The sequence below is a fragment of the Acinetobacter sp. 1124_18A genome (genome assembly GCF_052824995.1).
Window position 1 is genome coordinate 189,084 of the sequence record NZ_VTDF01000003.1, and the last position, 16,349, is coordinate 205,432.

Below are 16,349 nucleotides of genomic sequence, written 5' to 3' on the forward strand. Positions count from 1 at the left end.
GACCCATTACCTATGAAAGTTCGTACTCGTATTGCACCTTCTCCTACCGGTTTTCCCCATGTCGGCACAGCTTACATCGCTTTATTTAACATGTGTTTTGCGAAACAACATGGCGGAGAATTCATTTTAAGAATTGAAGATACAGACCAACTTCGCTCTACACCAGAATCTGAAAAAATGATTTTGGATTCATTGCGTTGGTTAGGTCTAAATTGGTCGGAAGGTCCAGATGTAGGTGGTCCTCATGCACCGTATCGCCAATCTGAACGCATGGGAATTTATAAGCAATACGCATTAGAACTTGTTGAAAAAGGTCATGCTTTTTATTGTTTCGCTACTGCTGAAGAATTAGACCAGATGCGTGCTGAACAACAAGCACGCGGTGAAACACCAAAATATGACGGTCGCGGGTTAAAACTTTCTCAAGAAGAAGTAACTCGTCGCTTAGAAGCGGGTGAACCCCATGTCATTCGTATGAAAGTACCGGAAGAAGGTATTTGTAAATTTAATGACTTATTACGCGGGGAAGTTGAAATTCCTTGGGCGCAAGTCGACATGCAAGTTCTTCTTAAAAATGATGGCTTACCGACTTATCATTTGGCCAACGTGGTTGATGACCATTTAATGGAAATCACTCATGTATTACGTGGTGAAGAATGGCTTCCATCTGCACCGAAGCATCAGTTGCTTTACCAATATTTTGGTTGGGAAATGCCGACACTTTGCCACATGCCATTGTTGCGTAACCCAGATAAATCAAAATTATCTAAACGTAAGAACCCAACATCAATTAACTATTACCGCGATATCGGCGTTTTACCAGAAGCCTTATTAAACTATTTAGGCCGTATGGGTTGGTCAATGCCGGACGAAAAAGAAGTCTTCACGCTACAAGACATGATGGATAGCTTTGATATTCAACGTGTATCACTAGGTGGCCCTATTTTTGATGTTGAAAAATTAAACTGGCTTAACGGTCAATGGATCAAAGGTTTAACACCTGGCCAATTATTAGACCGTTTATTAACATGGAAAAGTGATCGCAGCACTTTAGAAGATATTGCTGCCGCTATTCAACCACGTATTAATTTACTTTCAGAAGCAGTGAATTGGGCTGGTTTCTATTTTAACCATATGCCACAAATTACCGCGGAAATGTTTGAAAGTAAAAAATTGACTCAAGAGCAAGTTCGTCAAAGTTTACAATTTGCAATTTGGCGTCTTGAAGGCCAGTTTACTTGGAATAACGACACTGTTAGCCAAACGCTAATGGATCTTGCGAACCAGATGGAGATTAAATTACGCGATTTCATGCCAGCGTTCTTTATCGCTATTGCGGGTTCAACCAGCTCAACACCTGTAATGCAGTCGATGGTTACTCTTGGGCCTGATTTAACTTTCGCTCGTTTACGTCGCGCTTTAGAAATTGTGGGTGGACCAAGCAAGAAAGAAGTTAAAAATTGGGAAAAACTCAATGAAAGCTTAAAATTGCCGAAAAATGAAGCAACTAGCGAAGCTTAATTCACTTTTTTGTTGACGTGCGAGCGCATTAACCCTAATATTGCGCTCACACAAACTGGGGTCATAGCTCAGTTGGTAGAGCGCTACAATGGCATTGTAGAGGTCAGCGGTTCGATCCCGCTTGACTCCACCACGCTCTTTTGTGTATGCCTCATCAAGTCCCTATCGTCTAGAGGCCTAGGACATCGCCCTTTCACGGCGGTAACCGGGGTTCGAATCCCCGTAGGGACGCCATATTCTGCTTAAAAAATTATAAAAAGACTCTATCGTCACCTTACTGTTTATTCTTTATCTCTTTCTAGATTGCACATTTGTCTATTTTATCTAAAATAGCGTCTTTCTTAATTCTCTCAATGTGTAATATGCAGCCATCTGACAATCAACTAGATGCTCATCAGCATCAGAACAGTACTGCACCTTTAAAAAGAGCCATGAGCACTCGCCATCTTGTTATGCTATCACTCGGCGGGGCAATCGGAACTGGTTTATTTTTAGGTTCAGGGGAAGTCATTTCACAAACTGGAGCTATTGGCGCAATTATTGCCTACATTCTTGGTGGCGCGATTGCGTATATGGTCATGCTCTGCCTAGGAGAGCTTGCTGTACACATGCCTGTTTCAGGTTCTTTTGGTGCATACGCTAAAAAATATATTAGTCCTAGTACAGGCTATATGATTTCTTGGATGTACTGGCTGACTTGGACTGCAACGCTTGGAACTGAATTCACAGCTGCGGCGTTACTCATGCAGGAATGGTTCCCACATATTTCAATGTGGATCTGGACAATTGTTTTTGCAATCACTATTTTTGGTTTAAATATTAGTTCAACTCGTATTTTTGCTGAGTCTGAGTTTTGGCTAGCTCTTATTAAAGTCATTACCGTTATTGCTTTTATTGTGCTCGGCCTATTAGCAATTTTTGGTTTAATTCCTTTTCATGGTAGCCAAACTGCACCGCTATTTAGCAATCTTACAGCTCAAGGCTGGTTCCCACACGGTTTAATTCCTATTTTTACCACCATGCTAATTGTTAACTTTGCTTTCTCAGGCACTGAATTAATTGGCGTAGCAGCAGGTGAAACCAAAGATCCAGCACAGAATGTACCCAAAGCAATTAATGCTGCAATTTGGCGACTTCTTATTTTCTTTGTCGGAACCATTATTGTTATTAGTGCTTTGCTTCCTTTCCAGCTTGCAGGTTTAGGCAGTGAAAGCGTAAGTAGTAGTCCTTTCGTTACCGTATTTAATTATATTGGCATTCCATACGCGGATGACATTATTCGGTTTGTAATTATTACAGCCCTACTTTCGGCAGCAAACTCAGGACTTTACGCCGCTTCACGTATGATGTGGTCACTGTCGGAACAAAAATTACTACCTAGCGTATTTGCTACACTCTCAAAAAGTGGAACACCGATTGTTGCCCTAGTTGTAACAATGTTTGGGGCAATTCCGGGCTTATTATCAGAGCAATTTGCACCAGAGACTATTTTTAAAAATCTGCTTGGCGTTGCAGCATTTACCATGGTTATTGTCTGGATGAGTATTTGCTTAAGTCAATTTAATTTCCGTCGCCAATGGTACAAATCAGGCCATACAGTTAAAGACTTACAATATGCTGCCCCATTATTTCCTATCGTCCCGATTTTAGGTTTTATTTTCTGCTTTATTACTTGTTTAAGTATGGCAGCAGATCCTGAAATGCGTGCTGGTTTTGTAGGCTGCCTAATTTTTACAGCTTTATGTTATGTCAGCTATTTTGTTTTTTACCGTAATAAGGTTTAAATTTCTCATCTCGAATTAAAAGTGTAGCAAAAAGCTACACTTTTTTTTGTCTACCCACTGGTTTTATATAACATCCCGTTGTAGATTAAAATTTATATTAAAAACAATTCCTTGTATAGAATGAAAATTATATTTATCCACGGGATGAATCAACAGAATTACACAGCACATCGCTTGAAAGAGCATTGGCTAAGAGTATTTAAGCTCGGCATAAAACAGATGCCTTGCAAAGTTAACGTGCGAGATCTTCATATTCATATGCCATTTTATGGCGACCTGATGACTAAATATCAGTTAAGTAATCAATTAGACCTTAACACTTTATTACCTAAATCATTTTTAAATAATTATTTACCCATTCATTTACATCACCATAATCCTCCAGCTAAAGAACACACCCCATTTGTTCCTTTATTGCTACCAGCAACTGACTTAGCTGAAAAAAGCTTTTCAGAACGCGTTTATCTCACTTCTCAGCTCGTAAAGGACCGCGTACTCAAAGAGTTGGTCGTTCTTTTAAATAACTTCCCTAAATTGCATGAGAGCTTGATACAGCAGTTCCTGATTGAAACTTATATGTACTTATCTAATCCTGAATTTATGGAGGAAGTGAATGAGCGGATTTTAAAGAAAATGCGAGAAGAAGATGATTATATTGTTGTTGCGCACTCTCTCGGCTCAGTTATTGCTTTTAATCTACTTTCAAACCCTTCACATCGCTTTTCGATTAAACGATTTATAACGTTGGCTTCTCCTTTATCTTTTCGGGTGATTCAAAGTAAGCTCCCGATACCAATTGTCAGACCAACATGTATTCACGGTGAATGGTTTAATTTTTATTCTCAAGATGATTTTCTGACTGCATTTCCATTATGTGAGGCTCCTTTTAATTTTGATCCACCCATTATTAATCAGAAAATTTACACCTTCGCTAACCAGCCTCACGAGATTTTAGGATATTTACAACACCCCTCTGTTATAAAGGCAATTATTGAACCTTTTCAGAAAAATGATGGCTAAATGTATATATTTTCTACAATTTGGGTTATTTTTAATCGCTTGATCGCTTTTTTTAATATTTCTTCAGAAAACTATTTGACAGTTTTATTAAATCGACCTAATATACGCCCACCTCTGAAACGTCCCTATCGTCTAGAGGCCTAGGACATCGCCCTTTCACGGCGGTAACCGGGGTTCGAATCCCCGTAGGGACGCCAGTAATTTTTCAGATGTATGCCTCACATATGTCCCTATCGTCTAGAGGCCTAGGACATCGCCCTTTCACGGCGGTAACCGGGGTTCGAATCCCCGTAGGGACGCCAAATTCTAAAAAGCCACTGCATAATGTCAGTGGCTTTTTTCTTGCCTAAAAAATGAAAAGCCAATCAGTGACTAGCTTTCCCTATGCTCTGTTAGCTCGCAATCCCCACTTGTACTTCAAGGCGACCCGACTGTACTCGTAGTCCTCTAATTTCAAATTGATCTACCAATTGCTGGACCAACTCTCGGCTTTCTCTCAAAATATTTAAACCCGGTAAAATACTAAAATCAGTCAAACTTAAAAGCTTTTCAACCATCCATGAACGGTTATTAATAAAGTCAATAAATCCTGCTTGCTCTAGGTCAATAAACCACATACGGTGGCCATCGCGTTGGATGCCAGGAATATCGCCAATCAAATGATTAATAAGTGATGGAATCGGCAACATATTCACGACTTCAAAACCAACTCGACCAATACGGCGCACAGCCCAATTTGACAGGGTTCCTCCATGGCGAATCTGAACATCGAGACTTTCATCCATTTGACGTAGGCGCAAAAACTTTTCCTGCCCAATACGACATTCCAATACCTTAAAATCTAAACTTAAACGATACATGAAGCGATGGTAATGCCCATCGATCTCGACTTGAAAACTGTCATTACCACACTTGATTTTAATATCATCAATTTCAGAACGGTCTATGCGCTTACGAATTTGATTGTTTAATAGCATTTCCGGTAAATAGAGCGTTAAAGTGCTCTTCCCCAAAAATGTACGCGCCATGATCAATGCAACTTGACGTGCAGTTTCGCTGGTTTCAGACACCATATCTCGTACAGTACCTGCTGCCAGATTTGTCATTCCAACAACTCCACGTCTGGTGTGAGTGGTCACTTGGTCGAGCGCATCTAATGCAGCATCCGCGACCCCTGCAATATTACGTGTCGTATCACTAGCGAACCCGACCGCATCTTGGGCATGTTGCAATGTCTTATGCAGTAATCGACGAGATAATGACGATTTTGCAGTATCTGGGGTGGCTACAACTGATGCTGTCGTTGTAGGCTTCGACTCATTGTCATCTTGTTGACCCAAGTCCCTATCTCCTTTTTATATTTATTCCACGTCCTATTTACGAGTATTTAAGCTCATTTATAGTGCTAATTACACTTCATTTTTCTGTAGATTAGCATGCTCTACACTATTATTTTAATTTTTATGTGTTCGTATAAATCATCTGCTTTTTATATTTCCTTGTTTATTCAAAATTAATTTTTTGCTAGCTCAAAGCACTTCATCGATATCTTACAAATTTTTTTCTTTTTCGACATTTCCGTTAGAATAGATTCAAACTGAATGTGGAGTTCCTATGCAATACCGTTGCCCTCAATGTCAAAGTGTTAAAATTATGCCTGTAAGCCAAGGAATTAACAGCGTAAAACCAGCAGTTCCTAAAAGCCTTGTTATCTTAATTCCTGCAATTTTCATGCTTTTACTCTTGGTTGTTATTAGCATTTTTATGTGGATTTTTGGCAATGGTGCAGGCAGCTCTCTTCAAATTGCAACAGTCGTTGTTTTTATTGTGGCTGTAGGGGCAGGTTTTATATTCTGGCGTGATTTACCAGACTTTAAACTGTCTATGCAAGCATTTATGCAGTCACAAAAACATTGGAAATGCCGTGACTGCAATAATGAGTGGGAAATCTAATGCATTATTCACATCAGTTTAATGCTGATGTGAATGTTTTTCCTCAGCATGTTCATGTGGAGCATGCTGGGCAGTGTGTTGACAATTAATTTCTGCATCATCTTCAATTTGCAAAGTAACCTCAGCAATCCCATGTTCGTGAGAAAGCATTTCAACTGCATCTTGATACAACTTGGTACGGTCCGCTTGAGGCGCAAATAAGTGCACCGTTAAATGAATATTTTTAGACGTAATTGCCCATACTTTAAGTTGGTGAATACTCTCCACACCGTTTAAAGAAAGCAGATCTGTACGCAACTTCTCAATATCCACTTCTTCTGGTACACCTTCGAGCAAAATATTAATGCTCTGTTTAAGCAAAATCCACGTACGCGGTAATACCCAAAAACCAATGAGTACGGCAATAAGCGTATCAATCCAATACCAGTTGGTGAAATAAATCGTTATTGCCGCGATGATCACTCCTACCGAACCCAATGCATCGCTTAAAACTTCTAAATAAGCACCTTTAACATTTAGACTAGAGTTAGCGCCCGACATTAAAATTTTCATTGAAATGAGGTTAATTACTAAGCCAACCGTTGCCACAATAAGCATACCCACGCTTTGGATTTCAGGTGGCTTAGAGAACCGGATATAGGCCTCATATAAAATATAAACTGCCACCACAAAAAGCATGAGCGCATTAAATAAAGCAGCCAGAATTTCAAAGCGCTGATAACCAAAAGTACGTTTATTATCTGCCGGGCGTTTTGATATTTGAATAGCAACCAAAGCAATGGCTAAAGCAGCGGCATCTGTAAACATATGTGCAGCGTCAGAGAGCAATGCCAAACTTTGCGTGATTAAACCAGCAATGACTTCAACAATTAAAAACGTTGTAGTAAGAGCTAAGGCAATTGTTAATTTTTTAGCATTACCTTCAGTCACTACAGCATGACTATGATCATGACCATGTCCACCCATTTTGCGGACTCCTTATTATTTATCTTTATGGTGAGGTAAAAGTAACAATGAATGCATCATTATTTTTACCTCTTTCAAACACTTTTTTGACTCAAGTTCTGTAATCAAAAAAGATATCTCAAATCGATGACATTATGAATGCTCAGCGCTTTTCGCTTTGCTTTCATTCATCCATCGATAAATTACTGGTAATAAAACCAAAGTTAATATCGTAGATGAAATAATGCCACCAATAACAACCGTTGCCAAAGGTCGTTGCACTTCTGCACCGGTTCCTGTTGCCAAAGCCATTGGAATAAAACCAAGCGAGGCAACACAAGCCGTCATGAGTACAGGTCTTAAGCGCAAGATCGCCCCATTCCAAGTTGCAGTTTGAATATCAAAGTTTTCTCTAAGCTCTTTAATAAAGCTCAGCATCACCAGACCATTCAAAACAGCAACACCCGATAAGGCAATAAACCCGACACCCGCCGACATCGAAAGCGGAATATCCCTTAGCCAAAGCGCGATAATGCCACCCGACAAAGCAAACGGAACGCCGCTAAACACCAACAGACTTTCTTTAATGTTATGGAATACAGCCATCAATAAAATGAAAATCATAGCAAGCGCTAATGGAACAACAATTTTCATTCGTGCAGCAGCTGAAGCTAGATTTTCAAACTGACCACCATATTCCAACCAATACCCTGCTGGTAGTTGTTCTTTTGCGAGCGTTGTTCTTAACTCTTGAACAAATGATCCTAAATCACGGCCTTCTACGTTAGCGGTAATAATGACACGGCGCTTACCATTTTCACGTCCTACCTGATTTAAGCCTGAGGTACGTTCAACTTTAGCGACATCTTGAAGCTGGATTAGACCACCATTTGGTAATTGAATCGGAAGTTGGGCTAAGTTTTGAATGGTACGTTGCTGATCCTCTAAGCGAATTTCAAAATCGAATCGTCTATCGCCTTGTAAAATCTGCCCTACATTTTGTCCACCGACACTTGCCGCCACAATATCTTGAATGGCTTTGGCAGATAATCCATATTGCGCAGCCAAAGGACGATTAATTTCGATACTCAGCACAGGCAAACCGCTCGTTTGTTCTACCTTAACCGCTGTAGCACCAGAAATCGTCTGTATCTTTTGGGCCAATGTCTGAGCCTGTTCATTAAGTACTTGCATATCATCGCCAAAAATCTTGACACCAATATCGCTACGAATGCCTGAAATCAGCTCATTAAAACGTAGTTCAATCGGTTGAGAGAACTCACTGTTATTACCGGGTAATGTCGCTAAAAAAGCTTCCATACGTGAACGCAGCTCAGCTAGCGTCTCTTTAGAGTTTGGCCATTGATCATGCGGTTTAAGTAAAATAACTGCATCAGAGATATTAGGCGGCATCACATCCGTTGCAACCTCAGCCGTTCCTGTTCGAGCAAAAACAGCTTTTACCTCGGGAAAGTTTTTCAAAATGAGCTTTTCAGTATTTTCCTGCATTCGCAGTGATTGCTCGAGCCCAGTACTCGGTGAACGCATTTGCTGCAAGGCAAAATCACCTTCGCTAAGTTGCGGTGCAAATTCACTGCCCATTTGGGTAGCTAACACGCCAGTAAGCACTAAAATACTTAATGCAAAACTAACAACCACAATCTTAAGTTGATAAGCCTGATCGAGGATATCTCGGTATTTCTGCTTTAAAAGCAGCATCCAACGTGTTTCTTTTTCTTTCACTTCACCCGTAACAAAAAGAGCAACTGCCGCAGGTACAAATGTCACAGAAAGAATCATGGCACCCAATAACGCCATAACCACGGTCATTGCCATTGGATGGAACATTTTGGCTTCAACGCCAGATAAAGCAAAAATAGGTAAATAGACCACTAAAATAATCATTTGCCCAAAAATAAGCGGTCGGCGGGCCTGTTTTGCTGCAAGGAAAACTTCTTTGAATCGCTCAGTGCGTGTAAGTGGTCGATGTAAAGCATGCTGTGCTTCTGCTAGACGTCGAATACAGTTCTCTACAATAACAACCGCACCATCTACAATAATCCCGAAATCAAGCGCTCCTAGGCTCATCAGGTTGGCACTAATGTTTTGTTCAGCCATACCTGTCAGGGTAAATAGCATCGAAAGTGGGATAACACAGGCAGTAATTAAAGCTGCTCGGAAATTTCCAAGGAAAATAAACAGAATCACAATAACCAGAATCGCCCCTTCTACGAGGTTCTTCTGTACTGTTGCAATTGCTTTATTTACCAAACTCGTCCGGTCATAAACCGTTTCGATTTCTACACCTTTAGGTAGGGTAGATTGGATTTCCTTAATTTTGGCATCAACCGCCTGAGCAACGGTACGGCTGTTCTCCCCCATCATCATCATGGCTATGCCAAGAACAGTTTCTTCACCATTGTAAGTTGCAGCGCCTGTTCTTAAATCATGCCCAATAGAGACATTCGCCACATCTGCCACACGAATTGGTAAACCATTTTTAGTGCTTACAGTAATGTTTTGAATATCTTCAACACTACTTAGCATGCCCGGCACACGAACAGTGAGCTGCTCGCCATTCTCTTCAATAAAACCTGCACCGCGATTTTCATTATTTTCTTGCAAAGCAGTTTGAAATTCATTAATTGAAATTTGCAGCTGCTGCAAACGTTTTAAATCAGGAGAAACAATATAGGTTTTATTGTAGCCACCAATACTGTTAATTTCGGCTACACCTTTCACCCGCTGTAATTGAGGACGTACAATCCAATCCTGAATTTCGCGTAAATCCATAGCTGTATAGGCTGTACCATCAGCTTTTTTAGCACCAGATTTTGCTTTTACGACCCATTGGTAAATTTCACCTAATCCCGTTGAAACAGGAGACATAACTGGATCAACTGATTCAGGTAGTTGTCCGTCCGCCTCTTGTAAACGCTGGTTAATCAGTTGTCTTGCCCAATAAATATCTGTTCCATCTTTAAAAATAATGGTGACTTGGGAAAGTCCATAACGGGAAATAGAGCGAGTCTGTTCCAGATTAGGAATTCCGGCCATCGCATTTTCAATAGGATAGGTAATCCGCTGCTCGACCTCTAAAGCCGTATATCCATTTGCTTGAGTATTAATCTGGACCTGAGCATTGGTAATGTCTGGAACCGCATCAATAGGAAGCTTTTGATAACTCCAGATTCCGACTCCAATCCACGTCAGCACAAATAGCATGACCCAAATAGCATTTTGAATAGCAAACTGAATAACTCTGTCAAATAGCCCTTCAGGTTTGGGCAGCTCAGGTTTATTAATGTCCATGCTCCGCCTCTCCTTTTTCCAGTTCGGATTTCAGCAAGAAGCTGCCTCCTGCAACATAGCGCTGGCTTGGATTAATACCTTTTACAACTTCGACCCACTGACCATCTTTAGAACGTTGCCCCAACTGTACCGTGACAGGTTCAAACTCAAAGCCTGTTTTGACCATTTTTGGAGTAAAGATAACGTCTTTACCTTCAACTTGCTGGATCGCTTGAACTTTTACACGTATCACTTTTTGCGTTGAACCTGAATTTAGCTCAACGTTAACCATTAGGTTTGGACGTAATTCACTATTATTTGCTAAAACCTTAGCACGGACTTGTAAACGCCCTGTTTGAGCATCAGCCTCTGTTGTTAAGCTTTGAACCTGTGCAGTAAATACATTCCCAGTTTGCAAAGATTTAAATTCAATTTGCTGATTTGGCTGTACATTGATATTTGCAGTACTTGGTAAAATAAATTCCAGCCACAACTGATCAAGTTGATTAATAATAAAAAGCTGATCTGCAAGCTGTACGTTTTCACCCACCACAATATCTTTATTACTCACCGTGCCAGCAATTGGAGCTGTTAAGGTGTAGCGTCCTCCTGAACCAGAACCTGCGCCGAATGCACTTAAGCGTGAGCGAGCTGCTTTAACCTGAATTTGGGCTTGCTGGTAAGCGTTATAAGCTCGTTGATAATCTTGTTTGGCAGAAATCCCTTGAGACCATAAGCTACGTTCACGTTCATAGTCCTGACGCGTTAAATCAAGATTAGACTGTGCAATTTGCAAATTAGCTTGTTGATCGACTAGATCTGGAACCAATAAACTTGCGAGAGCCTGACCCTTTTTAACTTGTTGCCCCAATTCAACATAGACCGCTTCGACACGACCACTAAAACTTGGAGAGACATGGGCTTGACGGTCAGTATTTACAACCAGTTTGGCTGGATAAGTTTGAAGCTGAGCAACTTCACCTAATTCAGCCGGTTCAATTTTTAAATTTTGTTCCTGCATTTGCTGAGCAGTGAGCATCAATGGTTTTTCACCCTCGTCATGATGTCCTTCACCCTCTTCTTCAGCATGCTCATGCTCTTCTGAGGCTTCAGAAGAGGCAGGTTTATTTTTTGAATTTAAAACGAGCAAACCGATTAATATTGCAGTGACTGCTGCAATCACTCCCACCCAAAGCCATTGAGAATTTTTCTTTAAATTTACTGACATTTTTATTCTCCTGCCTGAGTTGGGAATGTTTGACTTTGTTGCCAAGCACGTTGATTCAATTGCATTAAGGCATCTTTCGCCATGATTTGTTCCGCCTCTAGACCGAGACGCAAACTTTGAATTTCAATTGAATTTTGCCAAGCCTGTTTTAATAGCTCGACTTTACGTAAACGGACATCTTGCAATTGCATGGTGGCTTGCTGAACATCGGTAACTGCGAACTTACCCAAACGGAAACCTTGTAATGTTTTTTGCTGAACTTGAGCCGCAAGAGGAACTTGCTGATCATTGAGTTGTTTAAACTGGATGCGTAAACCTTTTAACTCTGATATCAGGGTTTCAATATCTGCTTGATTCTGCTGTCGATAAAAACTTTGTTGGCGTTGAGACAGCTCTTGCTTGGCTTGAGCGATCTTGACTCCATACTGTTGGCGATTAAAAAGATTTAAAGGAATTTCCACACCTAAACGAATTTGGTTATCCGTACTCTGTTCTGGAGAGCGAGTGTTGTTAACACCCAACGTTACAGTAGGTTGTGGTCTTGCTTTTGCTTTAAGCTGTTGAATATTGGCTTGCTGTGAAAGAGAATCTAGCTGGAAAGAGCGCTCCAATAAATTATTTTGTGAATCTGGGCTTGGTTCTACATTTGCTGCCAGCGCCCATAATTGGTTTGGACTTTGGAATAGCTGAAACTGACTTGAACCACCACCCCATAAATTCACCAGTTGCTGTTTCGCAACTTGTAGTTTTAAATCGACTTGTTGATATAAACGCTGATTTTCCAAGTGAGACATACGCACTCGGTCTACATCAACTTGAGCAATACTACCTGCCTGATAACGTTTTTCCGATGCTAGTAAATTTTCTTGGCTGACGGATAGCTGCTCTCCAATGAGAGATTTTTCAAGCTCAAGCAAAGCCACTTGCGACCAGAAATATTTAACGATTAATCCAAGCTCAGCGGTATAACGCTGCTCAGCCAAATCAATTTTTGATATCTCCACTTTTGCCAAGTTTTGTGCAGCTTTGCGCTGCCCAAAAATATCTAAAGGCTGAGATATACCAATTGCGAGTTCTTTTTCTTGATCACTCTGGAAACCTGTTTGCTCAATGGAAAGACTTGGATTTGCCCATAAACGACTTTGCTTTAAATTAGCATCAGCCATTTGCTGCTGTGCTTGCCAAACACCTTGCTGATTTTGATATTTTTGTACCTGCTCTAAGGCTTGCTCAAAAGTAAATGCTGCTTTTTGAATATAGCGTTCTTGTTGAATATCAGACTGAGCTATCACTGCTTGCCCAGCCAATAGCATGGCAATAGACAGGCTTGAAATCGTTAAAACTTTTTTTAACGTTATCTTAACGTTACTCTCTAAGTGATAAGTAGAACTCACTCGATTTGAAAAAATAGAAGACATGTTTTTGCCCCGCAATAAATAAGAGATGCGGTGGGCTTTTTTTGGCTACCCCACCTATAGCGGGGTTAAAACAGGAGGAGGTTTTAAAGCAGTAAGATGTGGTGACTGGTAAGAATTAGACCAGTGATAAATTTGTGAGAGTTCCTGCACATGTACTACAGGTGCTTCTGCTTGCTTTGCAACTTCAGTCATCACAACGTGAAAACATGAAGGTAAATGATCATGGTGATCTTGCAAATTTAAAGGAGCTTTATGAGAGGTGTTTCTAGCATCGTTCTGTTCAGTATGAGCTTGATGTGAAGATTGATATACATTCAAAGCTGCATGATGCCCGAAATGATGCAATGCTTTTTCCTGATTTTCATGCGCGCAAAATGCCGCTGCCACATTCCATAAACTCTGGAATATGAGCAAACTAAATAAGATGGACATAAAAATTGCGGAACGTGGCAAAAGCGCACCATTAAGCTAAAAAGTTGAACAAAGCCACTATAACAGGCACTAGGCATGTAATAAAATTACAAAACCTCGAATCACGAATCCCCACCTTTTAATTTAGAACTTATCTCACGTTAGACGAGACAAAAATAACTTATTATTGAGTAATCATTATGTACAAGCTTTTTTCTGCATCTATATTAACAATTTGCCTTGGCTTAACTGGCTGTGCAACGTCAATGCTATCATCAGCCTTACCCGATGAAACAACCCAAGTTCAGACGAATACCTTAAAAACAGATCAAATTATTGCCCTAGGACAGGCAGTTAAAAATCAGCAGGAACAAGGATTAGTATTTATAGGTCAAGACTATAATTATTTAATGACTGATGGTAGCGCAGAGTTTCTAAAAATTATTAAAACCATTCCAGCCACGGAAAGAACGCTTAATATCCCCTCTCCACTTGTGCTCACTATGGATGATCCAAATCATTTTCACGGAGTAATACAGGTTCGCTATAATACCCGCATGGGAAATCTAAATGAAAAACAAAAAGATATATTAAAGGATTTGGGTTTTAAACAGAATTTTGCCATGCTCCAAGCTCAAGAGAATACCCCATATCCCTATATTAATATTCTTTTCAAAGGCCAGCTTTATGAAGCTAAAGACCTAAAAGATATTCAACAAAAACTAGCAACTCCATACGTAGTTGAATTACAGGAAAAAATTGAAACAACTAAGAAACATCCATTCAAGCGTGCTACCCGCAAGGTTTTGTACCCTTTAGCAATGACCTTTGATGTAATTGTCTTTGCACCCTCTTTAATATGGGCAGATTTACATGGTGACTTTAATAAATAAAGCACTGAGATTCCTAAAACAAAAAAACCAGCCCTTAGGCTGGTTTTTTAAATTAACAGAGATTAACCGCTAATTTTTTTGTATTTCGTACGTTTTTGAGCAGCGTCATCACCTAAACGTGACTGGCGATATGCTTCGTATTCAGCATAGTTACCTGCGTAGAATTCCGGCTGTTCATTTTCAAATGACAAGATATGTGTCGCGATACGGTCAAGGAACCAACGGTCATGCGATACCACCATTACCGTACCTGGGAATACAAGAATTGCATCCTCAAGCGCACGTAAAGTTTCAATATCCAAGTCGTTTGATGGCTCATCCAGTAAGATTACGTTTGCACCTAACTGCAAGATCTTCGCAAGTTGTAAACGGTTACGCTCACCACCAGACAATTCACCTACACGTTTTTGCTGATCTTGACCTTTAAAGTTAAAACGGCCGATATAAGCACGTGATGCGATTTCGTAATCACCGATTTTTAAGATATCTAAACCGCCAGAAACTTCTTCCCAAACAGTTTTATTATTATCTAGAGTGTCACGGATCTGACCAACATAAGCAACTTTAACCGACTCACCTAAGGTCACAGTACCTGTATCAGGTTGCTGTTCGCCGGTCATCATACGGAATAAAGTCGTTTTACCTGCACCGTTTGGACCAACGATACCAACAATCGCTGTTGGAGGTACGGTAAACGTTAAGTTTTCGTACAACAAGCGACCGTCAAATGATTTACTGATGCCTTCCACTTCCACAACTTTGTTACCCAAACGTGGACCAGGTGGAATATAGATTTCAGATGTTTCATTACGTTGTTGGAATTCTTTAGAGTTAAGCTCTTCAAAACGTTCCATACGCGCTTTGTTTTTCTTTTGCTGACCTTTAGCATTTGAACGAACCCATTCAAGTTCTTTTTTCAATGCTTTAGCAAAAGATTCTTCTTGTTTATTTTCCTGCTCTAAACGAGCATTCTTTTGTTCTAACCAAGAAGAATAGTTACCTTGATAAGGAATACCCATACCACGGTCAAGTTCAAGAATCCACTCAGCCACGTTATCCAAGAAATAACGGTCATGCGTAATCGCAACGATAGTGCCCGGGAAATCTTTCAAGAAACGCTCTAACCAAGTTACAGATTCTGCATCCAAATGGTTCGTCGGTTCGTCCAGAAGTAACATATCTGGCTTAGAAAGTAATAAACGGCAAAGTGCAACACGACGGCGCTCACCACCAGAAAGTAATGATACGTCTGCATCCCAAGCTGGAAGATTCAAAGCATCCGCAGCAATTTCAAGCTGGTTGTTTAGGTTATGTGCATCCCAAGCATGGATAATTGATTCTAATTTTTCCTGCTCTTTTGCAAGTGCATCAAAATCTGCATCTGGGTCTGCATATTCTGCAAAAACCTGATCAAGACGCTCTAATGCATCTAAAGCTTCACGTACGCCATCTTCAACATTACCACGAACGTCTTTAGTCGGATCAAGCGGTGGTTCTTGCTCTAAATAGCCGATTTTAATTCCAGGTTGTGCACGAGCCTCACCAGAGAAATCTTTATCTACGCCAGCCATAATACGAAGCAGGGTAGATTTACCTGCACCGTTCAAACCGAGTACACCAATTTTGGCACCCGGGAAAAATGATAAAGAGATGTCTTTTAAGATTTCGCGCTTTGGCGGAACCATTTTAGACACTCGGTTCATCGTATAAATATATTGGGCCACGCAGGACTCCTCAATTGAAAAACCAATACATCGCATAAAGCGATAAATAATCGCGCGTATTATACGCTGAAAACCTCATTGACTTGAAGTTATGATTTCCATCGTACGGATTTATCAAACAATTTTCTTTTTCAATAAGTTGCAAAATGTTTATGTATAAG

The 16,349-nt window shown here is 40.3% G+C and carries 12 protein-coding genes and 4 tRNA genes; 9 read left to right on the top strand and 7 right to left on the bottom strand.

Annotation, left to right across the window (positions count from 1 at the left end):
- Positions 1-12 precede the first annotated feature (12 nt).
- The 7 genes from gltX (at position 13) to FY048_RS08580 (ending at position 4,627) form a co-directional block, all read left to right on the top strand.
- Entirely contained in the window at positions 13-1,521 is a 1,509-nt protein-coding gene (gene gltX, locus FY048_RS08550; protein WP_446090842.1) for a glutamate--tRNA ligase, read from the top strand.
- 57 nt (positions 1,522-1,578) lie between these two features.
- Positions 1,579-1,654: transfer RNA gene (locus FY048_RS08555), tRNA-Ala, on the top strand.
- 25 nt (positions 1,655-1,679) lie between these two features.
- A tRNA-Glu gene (locus tag FY048_RS08560) sits at positions 1,680-1,755 on the top strand.
- Between the two features lie 128 nt (positions 1,756-1,883).
- A complete protein-coding gene (locus tag FY048_RS08565) occupies positions 1,884-3,305 on the top strand; it encodes an amino acid permease (RefSeq protein ID WP_042895502.1) in 1,422 nt (473 codons plus the stop codon).
- Between the two features lie 120 nt (positions 3,306-3,425).
- Positions 3,426-4,325: a hypothetical protein gene (locus tag FY048_RS08570; RefSeq protein ID WP_446090843.1), complete on the top strand. Its 900-nt coding sequence runs from the start codon at positions 3,426-3,428 to the stop codon at positions 4,323-4,325.
- 121 nt (positions 4,326-4,446) lie between these two features.
- Positions 4,447-4,522, top strand: a tRNA-Glu gene (locus tag FY048_RS08575).
- A gap of 29 nt (positions 4,523-4,551) precedes the next feature.
- Positions 4,552-4,627 (top strand) — tRNA-Glu (locus FY048_RS08580).
- Between the two features lie 90 nt (positions 4,628-4,717).
- Here the strand turns inward: FY048_RS08580 and FY048_RS08585 are convergent.
- Positions 4,718-5,665 (bottom strand): hypothetical protein, encoded by a 948-nt coding sequence (locus FY048_RS08585; RefSeq protein ID WP_042895509.1) that lies wholly within the window; start codon positions 5,663-5,665, stop codon positions 4,718-4,720.
- 274 nt (positions 5,666-5,939) lie between these two features.
- Here FY048_RS08585 and FY048_RS08590 point away from each other — a divergent pair, with 274 nt between their 5' ends.
- Positions 5,940-6,278, top strand: a complete 339-nt coding sequence (locus FY048_RS08590; protein WP_446090844.1) for a hypothetical protein — start codon at positions 5,940-5,942, stop codon at positions 6,276-6,278.
- An 18-nt stretch (positions 6,279-6,296) separates the two neighbouring features.
- Here FY048_RS08590 and FY048_RS08595 read toward each other — a convergent pair whose 3' ends face one another.
- From FY048_RS08595 to FY048_RS08615, 5 genes are all read right to left on the bottom strand, one after another.
- Complete coding sequence (locus FY048_RS08595; protein ID WP_446090845.1) at positions 6,297-7,244, bottom strand: cation diffusion facilitator family transporter; 948 nt, start codon at positions 7,242-7,244, stop codon at positions 6,297-6,299.
- Positions 7,245-7,376: 132 nt separating this feature from the next.
- Positions 7,377-10,535: an efflux RND transporter permease subunit gene (locus FY048_RS08600; RefSeq protein WP_446090846.1), complete on the bottom strand. Its 3,159-nt coding sequence runs from the start codon at positions 10,533-10,535 to the stop codon at positions 7,377-7,379.
- Complete coding sequence (locus FY048_RS08605) at positions 10,525-11,742, bottom strand: efflux RND transporter periplasmic adaptor subunit (RefSeq protein WP_446090847.1); 1,218 nt, start codon at positions 11,740-11,742, stop codon at positions 10,525-10,527. Before FY048_RS08605 ends, FY048_RS08600 begins: the two co-directional genes overlap by 11 nt.
- A gap of 2 nt (positions 11,743-11,744) precedes the next feature.
- Complete coding sequence (locus FY048_RS08610) at positions 11,745-13,160, bottom strand: TolC family protein (RefSeq protein ID WP_446090848.1); 1,416 nt, start codon at positions 13,158-13,160, stop codon at positions 11,745-11,747.
- A gap of 54 nt (positions 13,161-13,214) precedes the next feature.
- Positions 13,215-13,613, bottom strand: coding sequence for a cation efflux protein, CzcI-like (locus FY048_RS08615; protein WP_446090849.1), 399 nt, complete (start codon positions 13,611-13,613; stop codon positions 13,215-13,217).
- Positions 13,614-13,771: 158 nt separating this feature from the next.
- Here FY048_RS08615 and FY048_RS08620 point away from each other — a divergent pair, with 158 nt between their 5' ends.
- A complete protein-coding gene (locus FY048_RS08620; RefSeq protein ID WP_198496594.1) occupies positions 13,772-14,464 on the top strand; it encodes a hypothetical protein in 693 nt (230 codons plus the stop codon).
- Between the two features lie 62 nt (positions 14,465-14,526).
- On the opposite strand, the gene ettA is transcribed toward FY048_RS08620, so the two are convergent.
- Positions 14,527-16,188 carry an energy-dependent translational throttle protein EttA gene (gene ettA, locus FY048_RS08625; RefSeq protein ID WP_003653862.1) on the bottom strand — a complete coding sequence of 554 codons (1,662 nt, stop codon included), beginning with the start codon at positions 16,186-16,188 and terminating at the stop codon, positions 14,527-14,529.
- Positions 16,189-16,349 lie beyond the last annotated feature (161 nt).

What these genes read in the sequence shown, in the direction of transcription:
- gltX (WP_446090842.1), top strand. Translation starts at nt 13, where the DNA reads ATGAAAGTTCGTACTCGTATTGCACCTTCTCCTACCGGTTTTCCCCAT.
- FY048_RS08565 (WP_042895502.1), top strand. Translation starts at nt 1,884, where the DNA reads ATGCAGCCATCTGACAATCAACTAGATGCTCATCAGCATCAGAACAGT.
- FY048_RS08570 (WP_446090843.1), top strand. Translation starts at nt 3,426, where the DNA reads ATGAAAATTATATTTATCCACGGGATGAATCAACAGAATTACACAGCA.
- FY048_RS08590 (WP_446090844.1), top strand. Translation starts at nt 5,940, where the DNA reads ATGCAATACCGTTGCCCTCAATGTCAAAGTGTTAAAATTATGCCTGTA.
- FY048_RS08595 (WP_446090845.1), bottom strand. Translation starts at nt 7,244, where the DNA reads ATGGGTGGACATGGTCATGATCATAGTCATGCTGTAGTGACTGAAGGT.
- FY048_RS08600 (WP_446090846.1), bottom strand. Translation starts at nt 10,535, where the DNA reads ATGGACATTAATAAACCTGAGCTGCCCAAACCTGAAGGGCTATTTGAC.
- FY048_RS08605 (WP_446090847.1), bottom strand. Translation starts at nt 11,742, where the DNA reads ATGTCAGTAAATTTAAAGAAAAATTCTCAATGGCTTTGGGTGGGAGTG.
- FY048_RS08610 (WP_446090848.1), bottom strand. Translation starts at nt 13,160, where the DNA reads ATGTCTTCTATTTTTTCAAATCGAGTGAGTTCTACTTATCACTTAGAG.
- FY048_RS08620 (WP_198496594.1), top strand. Translation starts at nt 13,772, where the DNA reads ATGTACAAGCTTTTTTCTGCATCTATATTAACAATTTGCCTTGGCTTA.